Raw genomic sequence first — 25,165 nt, forward strand, 5'->3', positions numbered from 1 at the left:
TGTACGGACCTGCTCACTACTCGTGCGTGGGCGCCTGGGGCGCCGCGGTCGGGTGCTAACCGGCGCTTGCGGTTTCCTCCAGGCCCCGCGCGCCGGGGCGCAGGGCAAAGACGGCGCCGGCGGCGGAATCGGGGGCGGCGTCCGCGGGGCGGATGGACGTGACCAGCAGCAGGTCCAGGTCCGGCCCGCCGAAGGCGCACATGGCGACGCGGGCGGCCGGCACGTCCAGGCTGCGGTCGAGGCGGCCGTCAGGCGTATAGCGGTAGATGCGGCCGGCCTCGTTGCCGCAGATCCAGTAGCCGCCGTCGGCGTCGACGGCGGCGCCGTCGGGCCGGCCGGCCGGCAGTTTAGGGATGAAGACGCGGCGGTTGCGCGGCAGGCCGCTGTCGATGTCGTAGTCGAAGGCCCAGACCACCTGCCGCGACGGGTGCGAGTCGGACAGGTACATGGTCCTGCCGTCGGGGCTGAAGGCCAGGCCGTTGGGCACGATCAGGTCGTCGACGATCGCTTCCAGCGGCTGGCCGGGCGCATGGCGATACAGTTTGCCGGCGTTGCGGGCCAGGCCCATGTCCATGACCATGGTGCCGGCCAGGAAGCGGCCCTGGCGGTCGCAGCGGCCGTCATTGAAGCGCATGCCGGGCGCGCCATGGCGCACCGGCGCCAGCGGCCGCGGCTGGCAGGGTTGGCCGGCCACGAGCGGCCCGCAGGCGTACAGGCCGTCCTCCATCGCCAGCAGCCAGCCGTCGCCGCGCGGGGCGAGGCAGCCGGCCATCTGCGGCAGCGTCCAGTGATCGAGCCGGTCGCTGGCGGGCGTCCAGCGCCACAGCGCGCGGCCGGGGATGTCGGTCCAGTGGAAGGCCTGGTCGGCGGCGCGCCACACGGGGCTTTCGCCCACGCCGCAGAGCAGGGTTCCGATGCGTTCGGCAGAGGTCGCCATGGCGGGGAAGTGGCGTATCAGCGCGGAGGAAAGGGGAACGGGCCGGCCTTGACGAACGCGCCGCCCTGGTAGCGCGCGGCGGGGTCGTCGGCCGCCAGCGGCGGCTGCGCCTCGACCTGCGCGCGGAATATCTCGGAGGAGTCCCTGGGGGCGAAGCCGAGCGCGGCGGCGCCGTGGTTGTCCCACCAGCTGTCGCGGTTGGCCGAGGCGCCATAGGCGATCAGGTGGCCGACGTTGGGCGTGAACAGCGAGCGGACCACCAGGTCGGTCAGATCGTCGTAGCTGAGCCAGGTCACCATCATGCGGCGGTCCCTGGGCTCGGGAAACGACGAGCCGATGCGCAGGCAGACCGTCTCGATGCCGTAGCGGTCGTAGTAAAAACGCGACAGGTTTTCGCCGTAGGCCTTGCTCAGGCCGTAGTAGCCGTCGGGCCGCAACGGCACGTCGGCATCGAGTTGCGCGCCCTGCTCGTAGAAGCCGATGACGTGGTTGGAGCTGGCGAACACCACGCGCCGCACGCCGTGGATGCGCGCCGCTTCGTAGACGTGATAGACGCCCTGGATGTTGGCCGGCAGGATTTCTTCGAAAGAACGCTCCACGGAAACACCGCCCAGGTGCACAATGGCGTCGGCGCCGCGCACCAGCTCGGAGACGGCGGCGGGATCGGCCAGGTTGCACGGCACGACTTCCTCGCCGGCCGCGGCGGGCGCCATGGCCGCGACGTCGGAGACCCGCAACACGTCGGCATGGGCTTTCAGCCGCGGGCGCAGGACCCGGCCCAGGTTGCCGGCCGCGCCGGTCAATAACAGGCGATGACAGCGGGGGGAGGCAGGCATGCGGTCGACGGTTAGGCTCATGGCGCAACGCTCGGTGGATGGCGCGGTGGAGTGGACTTACCTGGTACGTTATCGTACAACCTGTCCAAAGTATAATAAGCCCGAAATTTTGCAGTCAAGCGCCACGCAACCGCTCTCGGATAATCCCTGATGAACGCTCCTGTCGATACCCCCGTCTTGCCGCAGCGTCGTCCTCGGAACCTGGCCCAGGGCCTGGTCGAGAGCATCTCCGAACGCATCCGCGGCGGCGACATCCGCCCCGGCGACAAGCTGCCCACCGAATCCGAGATCATGCGGCAGTTCGGCGTCAGCCGCACCGTGGTGCGCGAAGCCCTGTCGCGGCTGCAGGCCTCGGGCCTGGTCGAAACCCACCACGGCGTCGGCACCTACGCGCTCGAGCCCAGCGGCGGCGGCGATTTCCGCGTCGATCCGGCCGATATCGCCACGGTGCGCGACGTGCTGGTGCTGCTGGAACTGCGCATCTGCCTGGAAAGCGAGGCCGCCGGCCTGGCCGCGGTGCGCCGCAGCGAGACCCAATTGGCCGAGATGCGCCGGGCGCTGGACGCTTTCAAGAGCGCGCTGGACAGCGGCGGCGACACCATCACGCCCGATTTCCAGTTTCACCTGCTGGTGTCGCAGTCCACCGACAACCGGTATTTCGCCGACCTGATGTCGCACCTGGGCTCGGCCATCATTCCCCGCACCCGCATCAATTCCGCCAAGTTCGCCCACGAAGACCGCGCCGCCTACCTGGCCCGCGTCAACCTGGAGCACGAGGACATCTACAGCGCGATCCTGCGCCAGGATGCCGAAGGCGCGCGCGCCGCGATGCGCACCCACCTGAGCAACAGCCGCGAACGCCTGCGCCGCGCGCAATGACGCCGATCCGCGAGCGCGCGCGGCGGTAGCCGGGCGCCTCGCGTTGCGCTTTGGCGTCGAAATCGGATGTCGTACAACATGACAGGGGTGTCATTCGTCTGATAGGGGCCTCGCGCCGCGCCGCCGCCGGCGCTGCGGCGCGTCAATCCGCGTTAACCTTGGCCGTTTTCAATCACCGGACGGCAGGCATGGTTTGGCTGGGTAATCGCGGGCAAGGTAAGCGCGGCGCATCAACGGATTTCATTCGTCCGGGGAGGGCCGCCGCATGCGCCGCCTGACGCTCCGTTTCATCGTGTCCGTGCTGGTTCTGCTGACGCTGAGCCGGCTGGGCCTGTCGTTGTGGATGTGGGACCGGGTCGAGGCGGCCGGCGGGCTGTGGCCGGTGCTGTTCGGCGGCCTGCGCATCGACGTCTGCCTGCTGTCCATGGTGATCGCGCTGCCGGCGGTGTTCTCGCCGTGGCTGGGGCATCGGCCGTGGGCCGCGCGCGTCACCGCCTGGTGGTTCCGCGTCTGGTGGATGCTGTACGTGCTGCTGGAAGTCTCCACGCCGCAGTTCATCGCGGAATACGACACGCGCCCGAACCGCCTGTATTTCATCTACCTGCTCAACCCGAAGGAAGTCGGCTCGATGTTGTGGCAGGGCTACAAGGGCGTGCTGCTGGCCGCCCTGGTGGTGTTGCTGGTGGCCGCGTGGCTGGCGGTCAAGCTGTTCCCGGTGCGGGTGCGCGATCCGTTCCTGGCGTGGTGGAAGCGGCCGCTGGCGTCGCTGGTGATCCTGGCGCTGGTGGTGCTGGGCGCGCGCGGCACGCTGGAGCATCGCCCCATCAACCCGGCCAAGGTCGCGTTCAGCTCGGACGCCATGGTCAATTCGCTGGCGCTCAATTCGCTCTACAGCGTGTTCGACGCCGCCTACCGCATGCGCGATGAGCGCTCGTCGGCCGCGATGTATCCGAAGATGCCGGTTGATGAGATGAACGCCATCGTGCGCGACAAGGCGGGCCTGACAGGCGCGCCGCTGGATGCGCGCTACCCCAGCCTGCACGAGCAGCAGGCCACGGTGCGGCGCGACAAGCCGCTCAACCTGGTGATCATCCTGCAGGAAAGCCTGGGCGCGCAGTATGTCGGCAGCCTGGGCGGCAAGGACCTCATGCCCAATATCGACCGGCTTGGCAAGGAGGGCTGGATGTTCCACCGCGCCTACGCCACCGGCACGCGCTCGGTGCGCGGCATCGAGGCAGTCACGGCGGGCTTCCTGCCCAGCGTGGCCGACGCGGTGGTGAAGCTGCCGCGCTCGCAGACCGGTTTCTTCACGCTGGCGCAGGTGCTGGGCAAGCATGGCTACCACTCGCGCTTCGTGTATGGCGGCGAGTCGCACTTCGACAACATGCGCGCCTTCTTCCTGGGCAACGGTTTCAACGAGGTGGTGGATCGTCCGAAGTTCGAGAACCCGGTGTTCGAAGGCTCGTGGGGCGCGTCCGACGAAGACATGTTCACCCAGGTCGACCGCCTGCTGCGCGCCGACGGCGACAAGCCGGTGTTCACGCTGGCGTTCTCGGTCAGCAACCATTCGCCGTGGGAGTATCCGGCGGGCCGCATCCAGCCGGTGGGCGATCCGGCCAGCGTCGACAACACGGTGCGCTATGCCGATTGGGCGCTGGGCCAGTTCTTCGACAAGGCGCGCAAGGCGCCGTACTGGGACAACACCGTTTTCCTGGTGATCGCCGATCACGATTCCCGCGTGTACGGCTCGATTCCGGTGCCGGTGCGGCACTTCCAGATCCCGGCCCTGATCCTGGGCGCGGGCATCGCGCCGCGCCAGGATGAACGCATCGTGAGCCAGATCGACATGGCGCCCACGCTGCTGTCGCTGATCGGGCTGGACAATGTCAACCCGATGCTGGGCGCGGACCTGACGCAACGCGATCCCAACCGCGCGCTGATGCAGTACGCCGACAATTTCGGCTACCTGCAAGGCGACAAGCTGCTGGTGCTGGAGCCGTCCAAGGCGCCGCGCGAATTCCGCTACCGCGCCGCGCCGGTCGGGCAGGACGAGACCTACGAGCCGGTCGAACCGGTGGACGAAGCCTTGAGCAAGGAGGCGCTGGCGCACGCGCTGTGGGCCAGCTGGGTCTACCGCGAAGAAAAATACCGCCTGCCTTGACTTCACCCCGTCCGGGGCTGGGGCTGGTTTGATCCCGCTCAAACCGGCCCGAAGCCAGCCCTCGCACACTCGCGCTCATGACTTTTCCCGATCCGCTCGCCGGCACGGTCCGGCCTCCCGCCCCTGATGCAACCGACGCGCCCGCGTCCGTCCCGGCCGCGCGCTGGCGCGGCTGGCCGGTGCCGCGCGGCCGCCTGGCCTGGCTGACCGGCGTGTTCAGCACGCTCATGATCGGCGTCAGCACGCTGTTCTGGTGCCTGCTGCTGTTCCCCATGGCGCTGCTGAAGCTGGCGTTGCCCTTCGCCGCCGCCCGGCGCCGCATCGATCCGATCCTCAATGGCATCGCCACGGCCTGGATCAGCGTCAATACCGCCTGGTTCACGCGCATCCAGCGCGCGCCCTGGGACGTGCGCGGCAATACCGGCTTGCGCTACGCCGACTGGTACCTGGTCAACTGCAACCACCAGTCCTGGGTCGATATCTTCGTGCTGCAAGGCTCGCTGAACCGTCGCATCCCGCTGCTGAAGTTCTTCCTCAAGCAGCAGCTGATCTACGTGCCGGTGATCGGGCTGGCGTGGTGGGCGCTGGATTTCCCGTTCATGAAACGCCATGGCAAGGCCGCGCTGCGCCGCAATCCGGCCCTGGGACGCGAGGACCAGGAAACCGCGCGCCGCGCCTGCCAGAAGTTCTCATTGGTGCCGACCAGTGTGATGGTGTTTGCCGAGGGCACGCGCTTCACCCCGGCCAAGCGTGACGCGCAGGGTTCGCCGTACCGCCACCTGCTCAAGCCCAAGGCGGGCGGGCTGGCGGTGTCGCTGAACGCGATGGGCACGCGCTTTCGTTCGATGATCGATGTCACCATCGCCTATCCGGCGGGCGTGCCCAGCTTCTGGGACATGGCCTGCGGCCGCATGGGCGAGGTGCGGGTGCGCATGCATCACGTGCCGGTGCCGCCGGCTTTCTGCGAAGGTGACTACAGCCGCGACAAGGCCTTCCGCACCGAATTCCACCACTGGCTGGGCCAGCAGTGGCAGGCCAAGGACGACGAGATCGAGGCGTTGACGGCCGATGCGGCCGCCAAGCCCCGATCGTGACAGGCGACGCTCAGACCCGCGCCGGCAGCACCGTGCCCGAGCATTCGCCGAAGCCGATGCGCGGGTAGCCGGCCTTGACGCACTCGGCGCGCATGATGACCTGGTCGCCATCCTGCAGGAAGGTGCGCTTCTCGCCCCAGGGCAGTTCGATCGGGTTCTTGCCGCCGTGGTTCAGTTCCAGCAGCGAGCCGGCTTCCGACGGCTGCGGGCCCGACAGCGTGCCGGTGCCGAGCATGTCACCCGGCTGCAGGTTGCAGCCGTTCACCGTGTGGTGCGTGATCAGCTGCGCCACGTTCCAGTACGCATCGCGGAAGTTGCTGCCCGACAGGCGGGCCGGCGCCTGCTTGCCGGCGCGCGACTGTTCGGTCGTCAGCAGCACTTCCATCCGCACGTCGTAGGCGCCCTTGGCACGGTTGGCGTCGGAGGCCAGGTACGGCAGCGGCTGCGGCTCGGACGGGCCGCGGTTCCATTGCGTGCGGAACGGCTCCAGCGCTTCCAGCGTGACGATCCACGGCGAAATGGTCGAGGCGAAGTTCTTCGCCAGGAACGGGCCCAGCGGCTGGTATTCCCAGGCCTGGATGTCGCGCGCCGACCAGTCGTTCAGGATGCACAGGCCGAACACGTGGGCGTCGGCGTCCGCCAGCGCGATGCGGTCGCCCTGCGCGTTGCCGGTGCCGACGAAAATGCCCAGTTCCAGTTCGTAGTCCAGCCGTACGCACGGGCCGAATTGCGGCGCCTCGCCCTCATTGGCGGGACGCGTCTGGCCGACCGGGCGGGCGAACTTCTGGTCCACGCCGATGCTGGAGGCGCGGCCGTGGTAGCCGATCGGCACCCACTTGTAGTTCGGCAGCAGGGGATTGTCGGGGCGGAACTGCTTGCCCACGGCGGTGGCGTGGTGCACCGAGATGTAGAAGTCGGTGTAGTCGCCGATGCGGGCGGGCGTGGTGTATTCGGCGTCGGCCTGGGCCACCAGCAGCGGCTCGACCGTGGCGCGCAGCGCGGCGCCTTCGCGCAGCGCGCGCGACAGCGCCAGGCGCAGCGCGCTCCAGTGGGCCTGGCCCAGGGCCATCAGCGCGTTCAGGCTGTCGCCCTGGCAGGCGGCCAGCGCCTCGGCGGCGGCGCCCTCGAACGGCTTGGCCGCGGCCAGCGCGGCCAGGTCGACGATCTGGTCGCCGATGGCCACGCCGGGCCGGAACGATTCCTGCGAGCCCTTGCGGCGGAACGCGGCGTAGGGCAGGTTCTGCACCGGGAAGTCCGACGCGCCGGTGTTGGCGCTGGCGACCCAGCTCTTCAGGGACGGGTCGTGGGTTTCGTTGATGGGAGTGGTCATGGCGGGAATGTCTCGTTCAGTGTTTGTAAGGGGCCGGCGGGCGCCGGGAAAATCCAAAGCCAAACGGCGATGCGCTTGCGCGCATCGCCGTGGGCGGGCGTGACGGCGGAAACGCCGGTCACGCCTTGCGGGGATCGAAGTGCTTCTTCAGGCCCTGCCAGCACCGGTAATAGTCGCCCTGCAATTCTACCGAGGCCAGCGCCTGCGCCGTCGGGCGGATCACGCGCCGCGTCTCGAACATGAAGGCCATGGTCTCGCGGATGTAGTGCGCGTGGCTGGTGTCGGCGTGCGAGGCCTTCTCGAAGGTCTCGGCGTCGGGGCCGTGGCCGCTCATGCAGTTGTGCAGGCTGGCGCCGCCGGGGGCGAAGCCGTCGGCCTTGGCGTCGTACACGCCCTGGATCAGGCCCATGAATTCGCTGGCGACGTTGCGGTGGAACCAGGGCGGACGGAAGGTGTTTTCCATCGCCAGGATGCGCGGCGGGAAGATGGCGAAGTCCATGTTGGCCGTGCCCGGGGTGTCGGACGGCGCGGTCAGCACCGTGAAGATCGACGGGTCCGGATGGTCGTAGCTGATCGAGCCGATGGTGTTGAAGTGGCGCAGGTCGTACTTGTACGGCGCGTGCGTGCCGTGCCAGGCCACCACGTCCAGCGGCGAGTGGCCGATCGCGGCGCGCCAGAAGCCGCCGGTGAACTTGGCGATCAGTTCGAAATCGCCTTCCACGTCTTCGTACCAGGCCACCGGCGTCTTGAAGTCGCGGGCGTTGGCCAGGCAGTTCGAGCCGATCGGGCCCAGTTCGGGCAGGCGCAGCGCGGCGCCGAAGTTCTCCAGCATATAGCCGCGGGCGGTGCCGTCCAGCAGTTGCACGCTGAAGCGCACGCCGCGCGGGATCACGGCGATCTCCAGCGGCTCCAGGTCGATCAGGCCCAGTTCGGTGGCCAGGCGCAGGCGGCCCTGCTGCGGCACCAGCAGCAGCTCGCCGTCGGCGTTGTAGAAATAGCGGCCCTGCATCGAGCGGTTGGCGGCATACAGGTGGATGCCGACGCCGCCCTGTTCATCGGGGCCGCCGTTGCCGCCCCAGGTCTTCACGCCCTCGACGAAGTCGGTGGGCGTGGCGGGGATGGGCAGGGGGCTCCAGCGCAGCTGGTTGGGCGTGACCGGGCCGTGGCCGAACGCGCTTTCCCAGCCGGCGGCGCCGCCGAACGGCTCGAACGGCAGGTGCTGGGCGCCCGGGCGGATCCGATACAGCCACGAACGGCGGTTCTCGCTGCGCGGCGCGGTGAAGGCGGTGCCGGACAGCTGTTCGGCGTACAGGCCGTAGGGGCATTGCTGCGGCGAATTGCGGCCCAGCGGCAGCGCGCCGGGCAGGGCTTCGGTGGCACAGTCGTTGCCGAAGCCGGTCTGGTATTGCAGTTCCATGGAATCCTCCTGGGTGGCGCGCGATGCGTGGCCGCGCGGTCTTGGTCGTGGCGCGCCGGATAGGGCCGTCCGGCGTCGATACGTCATTGTCGGAAAAATCCCCCGCTACGGCTACGGGAATGCAAAAATAGCAACTATAAATTTTGTGAATAGTAGGGGTGCCTGATGGCGGACTTGCGCGACGTCGACCTGAACCTGCTGATCCTGTTCCAGCACCTGCTGGAGGACCGCAACCTGTCCGCCGTGGCGCGGCGGCTGGACCTGTCGCAGCCGGCGGTCAGCAATGCCCTGCGCCGGCTGCGGCTGGCCTTCGGCGACGAGCTGTTCGTGCGCACCGCGCAAGGCATGCTGCCGACGCCGCGCGCGCAGCGCCTGGCCGGCCCGGTGAGCGAGGCGCTGGCGATGCTGTCGCAGGCCCTGCAGGATCAGGATGCGTTCGACGCCACCGCCAGCACGCGGCGTTTCCGCGTGGCGATGACCGACGTCGGCGAGATCCATTTCATGCCGCGGCTGATGGAAGTCTGCGTGCAGGTCGCGCCGCAGGTGCGCATCGATTCGGTGCGGGTACAGGGGCCAGACCTGTCGCGCGAGATGGAGGCGGGCCGGATCGACCTGGCCATCGGCGCGTTCGACGAGATGGGGGCGGGCACCTTGCAGCGCATGCTGTTCCGGCAGGGCTACGCCACGCTGTTCCGCCAGGCGCATCCCACCGCCCATGCCGGCATGGGGCTGAAGGCGTTCCGCGCCGAGCGCCACCTGATCGTGTCGCGCGCCGCGCCCTACGGCCAGGTGGTCCAGTCGATGGAACGGGCCGGGGTGATGCTGGCCGAGCATTTCAGCGTGCCGCATTTCTCGGCGGTGCCGTACATCGTCAGCGCCACCGATCTGCTGGCCACGGTGCCCGAGAAACTGGCGGCCAGCGCCGCGCCGCCCTTCGGCCTGCGCTACATGACGCCGCCGGTCAAGGTGCCGGCGCTGCAGACCAATATGTACTGGCAGCGCCGCTACGACCGTGATGGCGGCAACCAGTGGCTGCGCGCCCTGATCGTCAATGCGTTTGCGGTGGGTTCGCCGCCGGCGTGACCGACGCGCGGGCCTGCGCCAGCGCCTCGCGCAGCACCGCCATGTCCCCCAGATGGTTGGCCAGCAGCAGGATCAGCGCCGCGTTCATCTCCTGGCTCTGCTCGTTGCTCAGGTCGCGATGGGCGTCGATCAGCGCTTCGTAGAAGTCGTCCGGCGCGGCCAGGTTGGTTTCGGTGTTCAGCATGGATAGGGCCTCCGGGTTCAGGCGCGGCCAATCGCGCGGTTGACGGCCGACGTCACCGCGTCGGGCTGGAAGGCGCGCCAGCGCGCGGCGATGTGCTGGTCGGGGCGGATCAGATAGGCGGTGCCGGACAGCGCGTCGTAGCGCTGGGCCAGCAGACCCTCGTTGTCGACGACGCGCGCCATGTCTTCCGGCCAGCCGGCGCTATCGCAGCCGGGGCCGGCCACCAGCACGGCTTTCACCGGCACGGCGCCCAGGCGCAGCGCGCGCAGGGCCTGCAAGGTGTCGATCGCGGGCGGCTGGTCGCCGCAGAACAGGGCCAGCGTGAAACCCGCGTCCAATTGCGACAGCCACCACGGCGAGTCGCCGGGTCCGCGCACCGGCGCGTCCAGCGCCACCGCGCCGGGCCGCATGCGGCCGGCGAACGTGTCGCGGTCGGGGCTGTTCAGCGGCGAATCGGCGTAGGTGGCGGGCAGCGACAGGCGGCCGCTGTTGACTAGCGTGCGCGCGAACGCATGGGTGCGGGCCAGGTTCAGCACGGCGTTGCGGAAGCTGCGGCTGATGTCGCTCTTGGGCGTGATGAAGTCGGTGGCGCGCGACGAGTTCAGGATGTTCTCGTCGGCGGCGTGCTCGCGTTCGGCGGCGTAGCTGTCGATCAGCGATTCGGGCGCCTGGCCGGCCAGCACCAGGCGCAGTTTCCAGGCCAGGTTCTCGGCATCCTGCACGCCGCTGTTGGCGCCGCGCGCGCCGAACGGCGAGACGCGGTGCGCCGAGTCGCCGGCGAACACCACGCGGCCGTGGCGGAACTTGTCCATGCGCTCGCAGGCGAAGGTGTAGACGCTGACCCATTCCAGGTCGAATTGCGCGTCCGGGCCGAGCAGGGCGCGGATGCGCGGCAGCACGTTCTCGGGCTTGACGGCCTCGACCGGGTCGGCGTTCCAGCCCAGCTGGAAGTCGATGCGCCAGACGTTGTCGGGCTGCATGTGCAGCAGCACCGATTGATTGGGGTGGAAGGGCGGGTCGAACCAGAACCAGCGCTCGGCCGGGAAGTCGGCCTTCATCTTGACGTCGGCGATGAGGAAGCGGTCGCGGAAGATGCGGCCATGGCTTTCCTGGCCGATCAGCTTGCGCACCGGCGAACGGGCGCCGTCACAGGCCACCAGCCAGTCGGCGCGCAGCGCGTAGCCGCCTTCGGGCGTGTCGATCGACAGCACCACGCCGTCGCCCGCCTGTTCCAGGCCCACCACCTTGTTCTTCCAGCGCAGGTCGATGTTCGGTTCCTGGCGCGCCTGTTCGTACAGATAGCCTTCGGCGTAGTACTGCTGCAGGTTGATGAAGGCGGGGCGGCGATGGCCGGGTTCCGGCAGCAGGTCGAAGCGCCAGACCTCCTGGTCGCGGAAGAACACCTTGCCCACGTTCCACGACACGCCCTTGTCGACCATGCGCTGGCCGACGCCGAGGCGGTCCCAGATTTCGAGGGTGCGCTTGGAAAAGCAGATGGCGCGCGAGCCGGTGGACAGGCGGTAGTCGTCGTCCAGCACCACCACCCGCACGCCCTGGCGCGCCAGATCCAGCGCCGTGGTCAGGCCGACCGGGCCGGCGCCCACCACCACCACCGGGTGGCGCGCCTGCGTCGCGGCGGCCTGATCGGCGTGCTTCTCATAGGCGAATTCCATCGCCTGAAAGTCGATGTCTCCCACGGTTGTCTCCTGTGTGGGTCATTTTGTTCTTATGCGCGGCGCCGCGCGTCGCCCGCGGCGCATGGCCGGCGGGTCGTGCGGTGCCGTTTCAATCGGTGGAACCGCGGCCGGCGGACCGGCCGCGCGGGATCAGCCCTCCAGCTGGGCCCACATTTCCAGGTCGCGCTTGTCGGTCCAGATGCGCGGGTGGACGTGGCCGCTGGCCTCGTCGTAAGCGCGCGACACGTCGAACGGCATGCAGTGGTCGAAGATGACCCAGTCGCTGTAGCGCGGCTTCATGAAGTCGTAGACCTCGCGGTAGATCGTCTTCAGGTCCTTGCCCTCGGCCACGCCGCGGTTGACCGCGCCGTACAGGTCGGTCAGGAAGGCGCGCGTGCCGGCCAGGCCCTGGCGCACTTCGGTGGCGTTCTTCAGCGCGGGGCCGCGGCCGGGCACCATCTTTTCGGCCTCGAAGCCCGACAGCGCGTCCAGCGTGCTGGGCCAGTCGCGGAAGTAGGCGTCGCCGCAGTAGGGGGTGGACTGGTATTCGACCAGGTCGCCGGCGAACAGGATCTTCTGCTCGGGCAGCCAGGCGATGGTGTCGCCCTTGGTGTGGCCGCGGCCGACCTGCAGCAGTTTGACTTCCAGGTTGCCCAGGTTGACGGTCATCTCGCCCTTGAACGTCATGGTGGGCCAGACCAGGCCGGGGGGAATCGATTCGGCGTTGCGGAACAGGCGCGGGAAGCGGCCGATCTCGCTGGCCTTGTCCTGCTCGCCGCGTTCGGCGATCAGGTCGTAGGTGTCGCGGCTGGCCAGGATCTCCTGGGCGTTGTAGGCCGAGGCGCCGAACACGCGCACCGCGTGGTAGTGCGACAGCAGGATGTACTTGATCGGCTTGTCGGTGACTTCGCGGATGCGGCGGATGACGTCCTGCGCCATCACCGGCGTGGCCTGGGTGTCGACCACCATGACGGCCTCGTCGCCGATGATCACGCCCGTGTTGGGGTCGCCTTCGGCGGTGTAGGCATAGGCGTTGTCGGACAGCTTTTCGAACGACACGACCTTGTCGGTCAGGTCGGCGTGCGAGGCGAATTGCTTGCTCATGGAGGCTCCTTCCACTTTTATAGGAATAGGGTGTGTGGAAGGACTATAGCTTGGCGTTAGTGGTTGTGCAATACGTTTGCTATAAACGAATCGCGCCTTTTTGGCAGGGATTTCCCTTGGATTTCCAGGGCTTGCCCAAATGCATCCGGGCCGCGCAGGGCGGCCCGGACGGGAACCTTTCGGGCCACGGGCGGCCCCAGGGGTTTGGATGTTTCAAGCGGCGCGCTCAGGTCTTCTGGCACTTGGGGCAGTAATAGGTGGCCCGCTGGCCCTGGACGATGCGCTTGATCGGCGTGCCGCAGACCCGGCAGGGCTGGCCGGCGCGCTCGTAGACCGCCGCGTGGATCTCGAAATACGCGCCCGGTTCGCCGGTGGCGCCGACGTAGTCGCGCAGGGTGCTGCCGCCGGAGGTCAGGGCGTCGGCCAGGGTGGCGCGCACCATGTCCGCCAGGCGGTCGCAGCGGGCGCGCGACAGTTTGTTGGCCGGGGTCTTGGGGTTGATGCGGGCGCGGAACAGGCTTTCGGAGGCGTAGATATTGCCCACGCCGACCACCGCCATGCCGGCCAGCAGCACCTGCTTGATCGCGGCGCCGTGGTTCTTGAAGTGGTGGTGCAGCCAGGCGCCGTCAAAGCGCGGATCGAACGGCTCGATGCCGAGCTTGGCCAGCAGGGGGTGGTTTTCGACCGGTCCGTCCGCATCGGGGTGCCACAGCACCGCGCCGAAGCGGCGCGGGTCGTGCAGCCGCAGCACGGCCTGGTCGAAGATCCATTCGACGTGGTCGTGCTTGCGCAGGAATTCGCCCGGGGCCACGCTGCGCAGCGACCCGGACATGCCGAGATGCACGATCTGGGTGCCGTGGTCGAAGCGCAGCAGCAGGTATTTGCCGCGGCGGCCGCATTCCAGCACGGTGCGGCCGCCCACCAGGGCGGGCAGGTCGGCCGGGATGGGCCAGCGCATCCGGGACTCGTGGACGACCAGCCGCGTGAGGGGGCGGCCGGTGATGACGGCGTCGATTCCGCGACGCGTGGTTTCAACTTCAGGCAGTTCCGGCATGAGCCAGTGTAAGATCATCAATTGCGTGTACGAAGATTGTGCCACCAACCGGACGGGCCGCGTGAAGTCGTCTTTCAAACAAATGAATATCGGGATTGCCGCGCTGGCGCTTGCGTTGGCCTCCGCCCTGGCCCCTCAGGCCCAGGCCGCCGACAGCCGGACGCGGGATGCGACCGGCCCCCGCATGGCGCCCCAGAACCGCCAGCCAGAAACCGAGGTGATCCGCCTGCGTCCGGGCCAGCTGCCCTACGTGTCGCTGACCGCCGACATCTTCTACCGTGTCCTGGCGTCGGAAATCGCCGCCCAGCGCGGCATGTACGGCACCGCCGCCAACACCATGGTCGGCCTGGCGCGCGACACCGGCGATCCCCGCCTGGCGCGCCGCGGCCTGGAATTCCAGCTGGCCGGCGGCAACCTGCCGGGCGCCCTGGACGCCGCCCGCGTCTGGGCCCGCCTGTCGCCCAACGATCTCGAGGCCAGCTCCACCGAATTGGCGCTGGCCGCCGCCAACGGCCAGACCAAGGGGCTGTCGCAGGCCCTGCGCAACCGCATCGAGGCCTCGCGCGACAAGCCGGCCGCCATCGGCCAGGCCCTGGCCGTGCTGAGCCGCCTGAACGACCGCCGCCTGGCGCTGCGCATCCTTGACGAAGCGCTGAGCGACAGCGTGCGCAAGCTGCCCGCCGCCCACCTGGCGCTGGCCGACGTGGCCTCCGCCGCCGGCGACTACCCGCGCGCCTCCCAGGAGGCCCATGCCGCCCTGGCCGCCGACCCCAAGTCCGAACCGGCCGCCCAGCGCGTCCTCGAGTACGGCGCCAAGGTCGACCCGCAGCGCGCGCAGGCCGATGCCCGCGCCTACATCAACCGCAATCCCAACGCCCGCAAGGTCCGGCTGATGCTGGCCGGCCAGATGGCCGACGCCGGCGACTACAACGGCGCCCTGGCTGAATTGCAGGCCATGTCGCGCCGCTCGCCGGAAGACTTCGACCTGCTCTTCATGCAGGCCCAGCTGGCCTACAAGGCTGGCCAGCTGCCGCAGGCCAAGACCTTGCTGCAGCAGTACCTGGACGTCCAGAACCAGCGCCAGCGCGCCATCGTGCCGGGCGCCACCGACGCCGGCGCCGCCGCGGCCGATGCCCACGTGCTGCTGTCGCGCATCGCCGAAGACCAGGGCCAGTACGACGAAGCCATCGCCGAACTGGGCCGCATCGACGATCCGTCGCTGCGCTTCTCGGCGCGCATGCGCCAGGCCGCCCTGCGCGCCAAGTCCGGCCGGGTCGACGACGCCATCAAGATGGTCGACGCCGCCGCGCCCCAGGACGAGGAAGAGCGCACCCTGGGCGTGCTGACCAAGGCCCAGATCCTGCGCGATGCCGACCGCATCGGCCAGGCCGTGTCGGTGCTGGAAGCGGCCGACCAGGCGCTGCCCGACACCGTCGAGATCAAGTACGAGCTGGCCATGCTGTACGAGCGCCAGGACCGCCTGGCCGACCTCGAACGCATGCTGCGCCAGGTCATCGCCCTCGATCCCGAGCATGCCCACGCCTACAACGCGCTGGGCTACACGCTGGCCGACCACAACCAGCGCCTGCCCGAAGCGCTGGACCTGATCACCCAGGCGCTGGAACTGTCGCCCAACGACCCGTTCATCCTGGACAGCATGGGCTGGGTCAAATTCCGCATGGGCGACCAGGTCGCCGCCGCCGACTACCTGCGCCGCGCCTACAGCGTGCGTCCGGAAGCCGACATCGCCGCCCACCTGGCCGAAGTGCTGTGGACCCAGGGCAAGCGCGACCAGGCGGTCGAACTGCTGCGCGCCGCCTTGGCCAAGGATCCCAAGAACAAGACCGTGCTCGAGGTCGTCAAGCGCCTCGGAGTCAGCCTGTGACGGCAGCGGTCGCGACGACGCCTCGCGGGTTGGCTGGCGGCATGGCCTGGATGCGCTGGGCCCTGCTGGCCCTGCTGGCCTTCGCGCTGGCGGCCTGCACCACCACGCCCAAACCCATCGAGGGCGTCTCGGCCGACGCCTTCTCGCGCATCGGCCGTTTCGCCATCACCGTCAACGAGGAAAGCGGCAAGCAGAATGCCGTGCAGGGCGGCTTCTCCTGGTCGGACGACGGCCGCCGCTATGTGCTGGACCTGACCAACCCGCTCGGCTCGACCGAGGCGCGCGTCGAGGGCCAGCCCGGCGCGGCCAGCCTGACCAAGGCCGACGGCACCCGCCTGGTGGCCGACAACCCCGACGCCCTGGCCGAAGACGCCCTGGGCAGCAGCATGCCGGTGTCCGGCCTGCGCGACTGGCTGCGCGGCAGGCTGCCGGGCCAGCCCGAGGCCACCGACGTCTCCAACGACGAGCTGGGCCGCCCCGTGGCGTTCGAGCAGGGCGGCTGGCGCGCGCGGTTGTCGCGCTATGACACGCTCGGTCCGCAGATGCTGGTGCTCGAGCGCCAGGAGCCCGGCCGCCGCATCATGGTGCGGTTGGTCGTCAACAAGCCCTGATTGCTTCCGGTCTGTGACGTTCGCGACGGCCCTTCGGGGCCGTTGTGTCGTCTGCCGGTAGCACGTCCGTTTCGCCTCAATCGGCAAATCAGCGTTGCAAAAGCGACTCTGTTACTGATTGATAGATTCTGTTTAACCTGAATAATTCTTCCACACCCGCGCGCGCGACCCCTGCGCGCGGCATGCAAGGCCGGTGGTCGCGGATCGCACCGCCGCTTTTTTACGGAGAATGCCAATGTTCAGGAATACGCGGATCGCGACGATGCTCTTGGGGATCATCGCGGTGTTTTTCACTTTCCAGCTGCTGGTGGGCGGCATGGGTTTCGTCGCGCTGCGGCAGACCAATCAGGACGTCGGCCAGCTCTATCGCCTTTCCTCGCAACAGGTCAACGCCGTGAACACGGCCGCGCTGTCGCTGGTGGCGGCGCGCACCGACCTGAGCCGCTACGCCACGCGCGTGGCGCAGGGCAATGCCAGCGACACCACCGCGCTGCGCCTGGCGCGCCAGCGCATCGCCGCGGGCGACCGCGCCTTCCAAACCTTTGCCGGCGGCCTGTCGGCCGACGAGAAGGTCGTCTCCAAGGACCTGATCGAGGCCTACACCAACCTCAGCAACAACCTGCAGAGCGTCGGCAAGGTGCTCGAGGCCGGCGACATGGACGCCTATTTCAAGCAGGGCACGCAGCAGGTGCAGGAGCTGTTGGTGTCCGAGCGTGACGCCTTCATGAAGCGCGCCGAGACCACCGGCCAGGAGGTGATGGACGAGATCTCGCTGTTCCACATGATTTTCTCGTATCTGCTGGCCGGCATCCTGGTGCTGGGCCTGTTGATGGCGGTGGGCGCGCATGTGCTGATCCGCCGCATGATCGTGCGTCCGCTGCTGGAAGCCGGCGAGATCTTCCGCCGCATCGCCGAAGGCGACCTGACGCGCCGCGTGGCCGATCGCGGCCGCAACGAGATCGGCGCGCTGCTGAGCGCGCTGCGCGCGATGCAGGACAGCCTGGTGCGCACGGTGTCCACGGTGCGCCGCGGCGTCGATGAGATCAACGTCGGCGCGCGCGAGATTTCGTCCGGTAATGCGGACCTGTCCAGCCGCACCGAAGAGCAGGCCGCCTCACTCGAGGAAACCGCGGCCAGCATGGAAGAGCTGGCCACCACCGTGAAGCAGAACGCCGACACCGCGCGCGAAGCCAACCGTATGGTCGCCGCCTCGGCCGCCGTGGCGCAACGCGGCGGCGAGGCCGTCTCCAGCGTGGTCGAGACCATGCGCGCCATCTCGGGCAGTTCGTCGCGCATTTCCGACATCGTCGGCGTGATCGACGGCATTGCCTTCCAGACCAACATCCTGGCGCTCAATGCGGCCGTGGAAGCCGCGCGCGCCGGCGAGCAGGGCAAGGGCTTTGCCGTGGTCGCCAGCGAGGTGCGCACGCTGGCCCAGCGCAGCGCCGCCGCCGCCAAGGAAATCAAGCAGCTCATCGAGGACTCGGCGCAGAAGGTCGGCGTCGGTTCCGAGCAGGTCGAAACCGCGGGCGCCACCATGCGCGAGATCGTCGATTCGGTGCAGCGCGTGACCAGCCTGATGGGCGAAATCTCCGCCGCGTCGGAAGAGCAGGCCACCGGCATCGACCAGGTCAACCGCGCGGTGACGCAGATGGACGGCGTGACCCAGCAGAACGCCGCGCTGGTGGAGCAGGCCGCCGCCGCGGCCGGCGCGCTCGAAGAGCAGGCGCGCCAGCTGGCGGGCGCCGTGGCCGTGTTCAAGCTGCCGGAGGGGCAGGTGATCGAGGCGCCGGCCGAGCGCCTGGCCGGCCGCGTCGCGCCGCAGATCGCCTGATCCGGGGCCGTGCCGACGGTCCTTCTTTGCCGCGCCTGGCGCCGCCGTGTCCGGCGGATCGCTAAAATCGACGCAATCGTCCTTTTTCCCGATCCGCCGTGACTCTCTACGACGTACCCGCGCCCGCCAAGGTGAACCTGTTCCTGCACGTGGTGGGCCGCCGTCCCGACGGCTACCACCTGCTGCAGACCGCCTTTCGCTTCATCGACCTGTGCGACACGCTGCATTTCGAGGCGCGCGCCGATGGCGTCATCAGCCGTGCCGCGGAATTGCCCGGCGTGTCCGAAGCGGACGATCTCACCCTGCGCGCCGCCCGCGCGCTGCAACAGGCCACCGGCACGCGCCAGGGCGCGCAGATCGCGCTGGAAAAGCGCATTCCGCAGGGCGGCGGACTGGGCGGCGGATCGAGCGACGCGGCCACCGTGCTGATCGCGTTGAATCGCCTGTGGGGCACCGGCCTGTCGCGGCGCGAGCTGATGGACCTGGCGCTGCCGCTGGGCGCGGACGTGCCGGTGTTCGTGTTCGGCCAGTCCGCTTTTGCCGAGGGCGTGGGCGAAAAACTGACGGCGCTGGACCTGCCGGCGCGGGCCTATCTGGTGGCGCAGCCGGACGCGAGCGTGCCGACCGTTGGAATTTTTTCCGCACCCGATTTGACAAGGGATTCTTCTTACATCACAATAGCTGACTTTCTTGCTTCGCCTACATTTTCCTTCGGGAAAAATGATTTGGAGCCGGTGGTCTACCGTCTTTATCCTGAGGTTCTCAGGGCATCGCGGTGGCTTGCAGAGCAGGGTGTGTTGAAAGACACGGGAACCCAAGTTCGCATGTCGGGATCTGGCGCGTGTTTATACGCCGAGTTTTCCGAACTTTCGGAGGCCGTTTTGGCGAAAACGGAAATTACCGCTACAATGCGCGGCGCTGTTGAAGCAAACTGCAAAACCAACAGCACAACGCATCCACGGTTCCGGTTAGTGCAGGCATGTCCTGGGTTGACTGAACATCCGTTGCGGAATTGGATTGCAAGATAGTTGGGGAGTCGCCAAGCTGGTTAAGGCACCGGATTTTGATTCCGGCATGCGAAGGTTCGAATCCTTCCTCCCCAGCCAACCGAATACATAACAAAGCTGTTGAACACGCCTGTAAGACACTGGCCCGGGTTCAGCAGCTTTTTTATTTTCCGGTTTCAGCAGGTTCTCGCATCACCTCGTTAGTGTCTCGAAACGACCATCGCATCATCCATCATGGCAAACGATAGCTTCATGATCTTCACGGGCACGGCCAATACTCGGCTGGCCGTGGACGTAGTCAACCACCTCGATATGTCCCTGGGCAAGATGACCGTCGGTCGCTTCTCCGACGGCGAGGTGATGGTCGAGATCAACGAAAACGTGCGCGGCAAGGACGTCTTCGTCCTGCAGCCCACCTGTGCGCCTACCAATGACAACCTGATGGAAATCATGGTGATGGTCGATGCCCTGCGCCGCGCTTCGGCCGGCCGCATCACCGCCGCGATTCCCTATTTCGGCTACGCCCGCCAGGACCGCCGCCCGCGTTCGGCGCGCGTCGCGATCTCGGCCAAGGTCGTGGCCAACATGCTGCAAGTGGCTGGCGTCGACCGCGTCCTGACGATGGACCTGCACGCCGACCAGATCCAGGGTTTCTTCGACATTCCCGTGGACAACATCTACGCGGGCCCGATCCTGCTGGGTGACATCTGGCGCCGCAATTTCTCGAACCTGGTCGTCGTGTCCCCGGACATCGGCGGCGTGGTGCGGGCCCGCGCGCTGGCCAAGCAGCTCGAAGCCGACCTGGCCATCATCGACAAGCGTCGTCCGCGCGCCAACGTGTCGGAAGTGATGAACATCATCGGTGAAGTCGACGGCCGCACCTGCATCATCATGGACGACATGGTCGACACCGCCGGCACGCTGTGCAAGGCGGCCCAGGCCCTGAAGGACCGCGGCGCCGGCGCCGTTTACGCCTATTGCACGCACCCCGTGCTGTCGGGCGGCGCCATCGACCGCATCGAGGCGTCGGAACTGGACGAACTGGTCGTCACCGACACCATTCCGCTCTCCGAGCAAGGCCAGGCCAGCGGCAAGATCCGCCAGCTTTCGTGCGCCGCGCTGCTGGGCGAGACCATCCTGCGTATCTCGAACGCGGAATCGGTCAGCTCGCTGTTCGTCGACTGACGCCAGCCTCCCCGTTTTTTGTGTCTTGCTGGTCGCGGCAAGACGCAAGCAACACGGCGCACCTGTTGTGCGCCGTGATCACAACCGGCGAAGTCCGCTTCGCCAATTTTTGTTTTTGGAGTTTTCCATGAAATTTACTGCCACTGCGCGTAGCGTCCAGGGTTCGAGTGCGAGCCGCCGCCTGCGCCGCGCGGGCCGCGTTCCCGCCATTGTCTATGGTGGTACGGCTGCCCCGTTGAACATCGAACTCGACCACAACGAGATCTACCACGCCCTGCGCAAGGAAGAATTCCACGCTTCGATCCTGCAAATGCAGCTCGAAGGCGCCAAGGACGAACAGGTCCTGCTGCGTTCGGTTCAATGGCACGCCTACAAGCCGCAAGTCCTGCACGTGGACTTCCAGCGCGTCGACGCCAACCAGGCGCTGCGCACCAAGGTGCCGCTGCACTTCGTGAACGCTGAAGTCTCGCCGGCCGTCAAGCTGAGCGGCGCGATCATCAGCCACGTCGCCACCGAACTGGAAATCACCTGCCTGCCGTCGGCGCTGCCCCAGTTCATCGAAGTCAACCTGGCCGACATCCTGGCCGGCGCTTCGATCCACCTGGCCGACATCAAGCTGCCGATGGGCGTGACCTACGTCCCGCACGGTGGTGAAGAGAACCCGCTGCTGGCCGCCGCTGTCGTCAAGGGTGGCGCTGCCGCCGACGACGCCGACGCCGCTCCGGCTGCTCCCGCCGCCTAAGTCCTGCCGGAAAGCTTCGGCTTTCCCGCGGCTTGCGCCCGAAACCCTGCGTGTGCATTTGCATGCGCAGGGTTTTTTGGTTTAAACACCCCCCATCATGTCTATTCCCATACGCCTCATCGTGGGATTGGGTAACCCCGGTCCCGACTACGAAACCACCCGCCACAACGCGGGCTTCTGGCTGGCCGACCACCTGGCGGACGACCTGCGCGCTTCGTTCGCGCTGGAGAAGTCGTTCTTCGGCATGGTGGCCAAATCCCGCCTGGGGGCCGACAACGTCCTGCTGCTCAAGCCCAACACCTACATGAACCGTTCCGGCCAGGCGGTCGGGGCGCTGGCGCGCTTCTACAAGCTGACGCCGGAGCAGGTGCTGGTGCTGCACGACGAACTCGACCTGATGCCGGGCCAGGTGAAACTCAAGCAGGGTGGCGGCCACGCCGGCCACAACGGCCTGAAGGACATCCAGGCCGCGCTGGGCAGCCCGAACTTCTGGCGCCTGCGCATCGGCATCGGCCATCCGCGCACGCTCGGCCTGGCGCAGCAGGTGGCGGACTTCGTGCTGCATCCGCCGCGCCGCGAGGAACAGAAGGAGATCGAGGCGGTCATCGACCGCTGCCGCGCCGTGGTGCCCGCCATGCTGGCTGGCGACTTCGCGCTGGCCACCCGCCAGTTGCACAGCGGCAACGACGCCTGATGGACGGCGCTCCGGCTTTCGCCGAACCGCGCAAGCTGCGTTTCCGCAGCGAGCTGGCGGACTTCTGGCGCTTCGTGCGCCATCCGCATCCGGCGCGCCGCCTGCCTGGCCGCACGCCGGCGATCGGTTGGGTGTCGGACTGGTGGCCGGGCGTCGGCCCCGGACGCCTGCTGGCCTGGGCCGCGGTGCTGTGGCTGATCAATCTGTTCGCCCTGGGGCCGGTGGCGGTCGCCGCGGCCGGCGCCGGCGGCGTCACGCATCGGCTGGACCCGGCCAACATCCCCTGGCTGACGGCGGTGATCTGGGCCCCGCTGGTCGAGGAAATGCTGTTCCGCTATGGCCTGCGCCGGCCCAAGCAGGCGCTGTGGCTGTGCCCGGCGCTGCTGCCGGTGGTGCTGTACGGGCCGCGCATCTGGACCGGCCTGCTGCTGGCCGCCTTCGTGCTGCTGGCCTGCTGGTCGCTGCGCCCGCGTTCGGAGCCGCTCAAGGGCTGGAACACCGCCTGGCGGCGCCATTACCTGAAGCACTTCGGCTGGGTCTTCCACCTGGTGGCGCTGACCTTCGCCGCCGTGCACCTGACCAACTTCGTCTTCAATCACACGCCGTACTGGCTGCTGCCGCTGCTGGTGCTGCCGCAATGGGTCACCGGCCTGGTGCTGGGCTGGATCCGCATCCGCCGGGGCATCGGCGCGGCGATCGCGCTGCACGCCATGTTCAACGCCGGCCCCATTTTGCTGATCTGGGCCGTGATGCGCTGGGCTCCCACGGCGGCCGGTTGAGCCGTCCGTCCCCCTGGGCGCGGTCATCATGGCGCGTCGCCCGGCGGGGTAAACTAGAACGTTAACGATCAATACCGTACTTACACAGGATTCCCATGGCTCTGCAATGCGGCATCGTCGGCCTGCCCAACGTTGGCAAATCGACACTCTTCAACGCTCTGACCCGCGCCGGCATCGCCGCCGAGAACTATCCGTTCTGCACCATCGAGCCGAATGTCGGCGTGGTCGAGGTGCCGGATCCGCGTCTGCAGAAGCTGGCCGAGATCGTCAAGCCCGAGCGCATCCTGTCGGCCACGGTCGAGTTCGTCGACATCGCCGGCCTGGTGGCGGGCGCCAGCAAGGGCGAAGGCCTGGGCAACCAGTTCCTCTCGCACATCCGTGAAACCGACGCCATCGTCAACGTGGTGCGCTGCTTCGAGGATCCCAACGTGATCCACGTGGCCGGCAAGGTCGACCCGATCGCCGACATCGAAGTCATCGAAACCGAACTTGCGCTGGCCGACCTGCAGACCGCCGAAAAGGCCCTGCAACGCCACCAGAAGACCGCGCGTTCCGGCGACAAGGAATCGCAGCGCCTGGTCGCCGTGCTGGAAAAGTGCGTGGCGCAGCTGAACGAAGCCAAGCCGATCCGCGCGCTCGACCTGTCCACTGAGGAAAAGGCCGACATCGCCCAGCTCTGCTTCATCACCGCCAAGCGCGCGATGTACGTGGGCAACGTGGCCGACGACGGCTTCACCGACAACCCGCTGCTGGACCGCCTGACCGAATTCGCCGCCGCCCGCAACGCGCCGGTGGTCGCCATCTGCGCCGCCATCGAATCGGAAATCGTCGACCTGGACGACGCCGACCGCCAGGCTTTCCTGTCGGACATGGGCATGGAAGAACCGGGCCTGAACCGCCTGATCCGCGCCGCCTTCAAGCTGCTCGGCCTGCAGACCTACTTCACCGCCGGCGTGAAGGAAGTACGCGCCTGGACCGTGCCGATCGGCGCCACCGCGCCCCAGGCCGCGGGCGTGATCCACACCGACTTCGAACGCGGCTTCATCCGCGCGCAGACCATCGCGTATGAAGACTACATCGCCTACAAGGGCGAGCAGGGCGCCAAGGAAGCGGGCAAGATGCGGGCGGAAGGCAAGGAATACATCGTGCAGGATGGCGATGTGATGAATTTCTTGTTCAACGTCTGACGGGTTTTGCTGGATCTCGGTGGCGCTCAGTAGCGCTTGGTGGACAGGTTGGCCCATTTGAAATCAATGGGTTGCGTAAACAATACGGTCTGCTGAGCGTTCCTATTGTTCATCGAGGTCCAGAAAATTCGGGGGTAGCGTTGGGGGTACTCGTGTTCAACCGTGGGGGTACATCTCCCCGCAGTGGAGTCCAACGATGCCCGAGAATCTACTCACCGACCTCAAGGTCAGGTCGGCCAAATCGACTGATCGAGACTGGAAACTTTCAGACGGCGGGGGCTTGTTCCTGCTGGTCAAGCCTACTGGCGGCAAGCTCTGGCGGTGGAAGTACCGCCTGCAAGGCAAGGAGAATCTCTTTGCCATTGGCGGCTTTCCTCAAGTAAGTCTTGCGGAGGCACGTGCGGCCCGTGAGAAGGCACGCGCCTTGGTCAAGCAAGGCATCCATCCCGCCCATGAGCGGCGGCAGGTCAAGGAGCGCAACCTGGAGGCGCTGGAGGAGCGTAAGCGCGCTCGTGAAAGCTCGTTCGCCAAGGTGGCGAAGGCGTATCTGGCCGAGATCAAGCCAGTTTTCGCGCTCAGTTCCTACCGCACGAAAGAATCCCGTATCAGGAAGTACCTGTCGCCGAAGTTCGACAGCATGCCAATGAGCGACATTGGCGTGAAGCAAATCCGCCCGCTGCTGGAGGAGTGCAAGACCCACGGCGCGTGGGCAGCCATCCACGTCAAGGGCGACCTGTCGGCCATTTTCGAGTTCGCGGTGGTGCGGGGGCTGGTCGAGGCCAATCCGATCCCCAGCCTGCGTGGGCTGCTGCGCGTGCCGTTCAGCGAAAGCAAGGCGGCGATGACGCGAGAGCAAATTCAGAAGTTCTATCAGGAGTTGCGCGGCTACCGGGGTTATCCGGAAACCTCGCTGTGCCTGCGGCTGATTGCGCTGACAGCCTGCCGTCCAGGGGAAGCGGCGGATGCCGAGTGGGACGAGTTCGACTTTGAGGATGCGCTGTGGCGTCGGCCTGCGGCGAAGATGAAAGCGCGGCGCGACCATGTCAGCCCGCTATCCACGCAGGCCATAGCGGTGCTGAAAGATTTGCAGCACATCACGAGTGGCGGACGCTATCTGTTCCCGCATCGAAGCGGAAAGGGCTTCACCACGCCCAATCGGCTCACCTACGCCATGCGCGACATGAACCTGGGCCGGGGTACGACGCCGCATTGCTGGCGGACGACCTTTTCGACCTGGGCCAATGAGAACGGATACCGGCCTGATGCGATTGAGCGGCAGCTTGCCCACGTGGAAAGCAACAAGGTTCGGGCCACGTACAACAAGGCGTTGCTGCTGGATCAGAGAAGGACGCTGTTGCAGGACTGGGCGGACTATCTGAGTGCTGCGGAAGGCAGCGTCACGGCATAGGGGCGATTTGGCCGGGTGTTGCAGAACGAATGGACAGGGGTGGCCTTTTCCTTTTCTGGATAGGGCCGTTGTCTCTTG

The 25,165-nt window shown here is 67.5% G+C and carries 22 protein-coding genes and 1 tRNA gene; 15 read left to right on the forward strand and 8 right to left on the reverse strand.

The window, feature by feature from the left end:
* Positions 1 to 55: 55 nt before the first annotated feature.
* Both AOZ53_RS10445 and AOZ53_RS10450 read right to left on the reverse strand, forming a co-directional pair.
* Positions 56 to 937 carry an SMP-30/gluconolactonase/LRE family protein gene (locus AOZ53_RS10445; RefSeq protein WP_054428969.1) on the reverse strand — a complete coding sequence of 294 codons (882 nt, stop codon included), beginning with the start codon at positions 935 to 937 and terminating at the stop codon, positions 56 to 58.
* 17 nt (positions 938 to 954) lie between these two features.
* On the reverse strand, positions 955 to 1,794 hold the full coding sequence (locus tag AOZ53_RS10450; protein ID WP_054487744.1) for an NAD-dependent epimerase/dehydratase family protein: 840 nt from the start codon (positions 1,792 to 1,794) through the stop codon (positions 955 to 957).
* Between the two features lie 129 nt (positions 1,795 to 1,923).
* Here AOZ53_RS10450 and AOZ53_RS10455 point away from each other — a divergent pair, with 129 nt between their 5' ends.
* The 3 genes from AOZ53_RS10455 to AOZ53_RS10465 all read left to right on the forward strand — a co-directional run bounded on the left by AOZ53_RS10455 (position 1,924) and on the right by AOZ53_RS10465 (position 5,907).
* A complete protein-coding gene (locus tag AOZ53_RS10455) occupies positions 1,924 to 2,652 on the forward strand; it encodes a FadR/GntR family transcriptional regulator (protein ID WP_054428967.1) in 729 nt (242 codons plus the stop codon).
* A 265-nt stretch (positions 2,653 to 2,917) separates the two neighbouring features.
* Positions 2,918 to 4,813: an LTA synthase family protein gene (locus AOZ53_RS10460; RefSeq protein ID WP_054487746.1), complete on the forward strand. Its 1,896-nt coding sequence runs from the start codon at positions 2,918 to 2,920 to the stop codon at positions 4,811 to 4,813.
* A 179-nt stretch (positions 4,814 to 4,992) separates the two neighbouring features.
* Positions 4,993 to 5,907 (forward strand): acyltransferase, encoded by a 915-nt coding sequence (locus AOZ53_RS10465; protein WP_054429258.1) that lies wholly within the window; start codon positions 4,993 to 4,995, stop codon positions 5,905 to 5,907.
* Positions 5,908 to 5,917: 10 nt separating this feature from the next.
* Here the strand turns inward: AOZ53_RS10465 and fahA are convergent, their stop codons facing one another.
* Together fahA and hmgA are read right to left on the reverse strand one after the other, a co-directional pair.
* The gene (gene fahA, locus AOZ53_RS10470) at positions 5,918 to 7,237 is read right to left on the reverse strand and encodes a fumarylacetoacetase (protein WP_054487748.1); all 1,320 of its coding nucleotides are present in this window, start codon (positions 7,235 to 7,237) and stop codon (positions 5,918 to 5,920) included.
* Between the two features lie 118 nt (positions 7,238 to 7,355).
* Positions 7,356 to 8,654, reverse strand: a complete 1,299-nt coding sequence (hmgA, locus tag AOZ53_RS10475; protein ID WP_054428964.1) for a homogentisate 1,2-dioxygenase — start codon at positions 8,652 to 8,654, stop codon at positions 7,356 to 7,358.
* Between the two features lie 165 nt (positions 8,655 to 8,819).
* Between hmgA and AOZ53_RS10480 the strand changes: the two genes are divergently transcribed.
* Entirely contained in the window at positions 8,820 to 9,737 is a 918-nt protein-coding gene (locus tag AOZ53_RS10480; RefSeq protein WP_054428963.1) for a LysR family transcriptional regulator, read from the forward strand.
* Here AOZ53_RS10480 and AOZ53_RS10485 read toward each other — a convergent pair.
* The 4 genes from AOZ53_RS10485 to mutM all read right to left on the reverse strand — a co-directional run bounded on the left by AOZ53_RS10485 (position 9,703) and on the right by mutM (position 13,755).
* Positions 9,703 to 9,921, reverse strand: coding sequence for a DUF2783 domain-containing protein (locus AOZ53_RS10485; RefSeq protein ID WP_054428962.1), 219 nt, complete (start codon positions 9,919 to 9,921; stop codon positions 9,703 to 9,705). The genes AOZ53_RS10480 and AOZ53_RS10485 overlap by 35 nt on opposite strands.
* Positions 9,922 to 9,938: 17 nt before the next feature.
* The gene (locus AOZ53_RS10490) at positions 9,939 to 11,618 is read right to left on the reverse strand and encodes an FAD-dependent oxidoreductase (RefSeq protein WP_054487750.1); all 1,680 of its coding nucleotides are present in this window, start codon (positions 11,616 to 11,618) and stop codon (positions 9,939 to 9,941) included.
* A 129-nt stretch (positions 11,619 to 11,747) separates the two neighbouring features.
* Positions 11,748 to 12,701 carry an MBL fold metallo-hydrolase gene (locus AOZ53_RS10495; RefSeq protein WP_054428960.1) on the reverse strand — a complete coding sequence of 318 codons (954 nt, stop codon included), beginning with the start codon at positions 12,699 to 12,701 and terminating at the stop codon, positions 11,748 to 11,750.
* Between the two features lie 226 nt (positions 12,702 to 12,927).
* Entirely contained in the window at positions 12,928 to 13,755 is an 828-nt protein-coding gene (gene mutM / locus AOZ53_RS10500) for a bifunctional DNA-formamidopyrimidine glycosylase/DNA-(apurinic or apyrimidinic site) lyase (RefSeq protein ID WP_054428959.1), read from the reverse strand.
* Here mutM and AOZ53_RS10505 point away from each other — a divergent pair.
* From AOZ53_RS10505 to AOZ53_RS10555, 11 genes are all read left to right on the forward strand, one after another.
* Complete coding sequence (locus AOZ53_RS10505; RefSeq protein WP_054428958.1) at positions 13,754 to 15,640, forward strand: tetratricopeptide repeat protein; 1,887 nt, start codon at positions 13,754 to 13,756, stop codon at positions 15,638 to 15,640. The two genes, mutM and AOZ53_RS10505, sit on opposite strands and share 2 nt — an antisense overlap.
* Positions 15,641 to 15,681: 41 nt before the next feature.
* Complete coding sequence (lolB, locus tag AOZ53_RS10510; RefSeq protein ID WP_054429257.1) at positions 15,682 to 16,251, forward strand: lipoprotein insertase outer membrane protein LolB; 570 nt, start codon at positions 15,682 to 15,684, stop codon at positions 16,249 to 16,251.
* Between the two features lie 235 nt (positions 16,252 to 16,486).
* The gene (locus tag AOZ53_RS10515) at positions 16,487 to 18,085 is read left to right on the forward strand and encodes a methyl-accepting chemotaxis protein (RefSeq protein WP_054428957.1); all 1,599 of its coding nucleotides are present in this window, start codon (positions 16,487 to 16,489) and stop codon (positions 18,083 to 18,085) included.
* Positions 18,086 to 18,183: 98 nt separating this feature from the next.
* Positions 18,184 to 19,113 carry a 4-(cytidine 5'-diphospho)-2-C-methyl-D-erythritol kinase gene (gene ispE / locus AOZ53_RS10520; RefSeq protein WP_054487752.1) on the forward strand — a complete coding sequence of 310 codons (930 nt, stop codon included), beginning with the start codon at positions 18,184 to 18,186 and terminating at the stop codon, positions 19,111 to 19,113.
* Position 19,114: 1 nt separating this feature from the next.
* Positions 19,115 to 19,191, forward strand: a tRNA-Gln gene (locus AOZ53_RS10525).
* A 135-nt stretch (positions 19,192 to 19,326) separates the two neighbouring features.
* Entirely contained in the window at positions 19,327 to 20,277 is a 951-nt protein-coding gene (locus AOZ53_RS10530; protein ID WP_006227587.1) for a ribose-phosphate pyrophosphokinase, read from the forward strand.
* A gap of 127 nt (positions 20,278 to 20,404) precedes the next feature.
* The gene (locus AOZ53_RS10535) at positions 20,405 to 21,019 is read left to right on the forward strand and encodes a 50S ribosomal protein L25/general stress protein Ctc (RefSeq protein ID WP_054428955.1); all 615 of its coding nucleotides are present in this window, start codon (positions 20,405 to 20,407) and stop codon (positions 21,017 to 21,019) included.
* A 97-nt stretch (positions 21,020 to 21,116) separates the two neighbouring features.
* Positions 21,117 to 21,713, forward strand: coding sequence for an aminoacyl-tRNA hydrolase (pth, locus tag AOZ53_RS10540; RefSeq protein WP_026384832.1), 597 nt, complete (start codon positions 21,117 to 21,119; stop codon positions 21,711 to 21,713).
* Positions 21,713 to 22,492 (forward strand): CPBP family glutamic-type intramembrane protease, encoded by a 780-nt coding sequence (locus AOZ53_RS10545; protein ID WP_054428954.1) that lies wholly within the window; start codon positions 21,713 to 21,715, stop codon positions 22,490 to 22,492. The genes pth and AOZ53_RS10545 overlap by 1 nt, the downstream gene beginning before the upstream one ends.
* A gap of 95 nt (positions 22,493 to 22,587) precedes the next feature.
* On the forward strand, positions 22,588 to 23,679 hold the full coding sequence (gene ychF / locus AOZ53_RS10550; RefSeq protein ID WP_054428953.1) for a redox-regulated ATPase YchF: 1,092 nt from the start codon (positions 22,588 to 22,590) through the stop codon (positions 23,677 to 23,679).
* Between the two features lie 196 nt (positions 23,680 to 23,875).
* The gene (locus AOZ53_RS10555; protein ID WP_054487754.1) at positions 23,876 to 25,087 is read left to right on the forward strand and encodes a tyrosine-type recombinase/integrase; all 1,212 of its coding nucleotides are present in this window, start codon (positions 23,876 to 23,878) and stop codon (positions 25,085 to 25,087) included.
* Positions 25,088 to 25,165: the final 78 nt, after the last annotated feature.

The organism is Achromobacter sp. 2789STDY5608621 (genome assembly GCF_001299375.1).
GTDB lineage: Bacteria > Pseudomonadota > Gammaproteobacteria > Burkholderiales > Burkholderiaceae_B > Achromobacter > Achromobacter insuavis.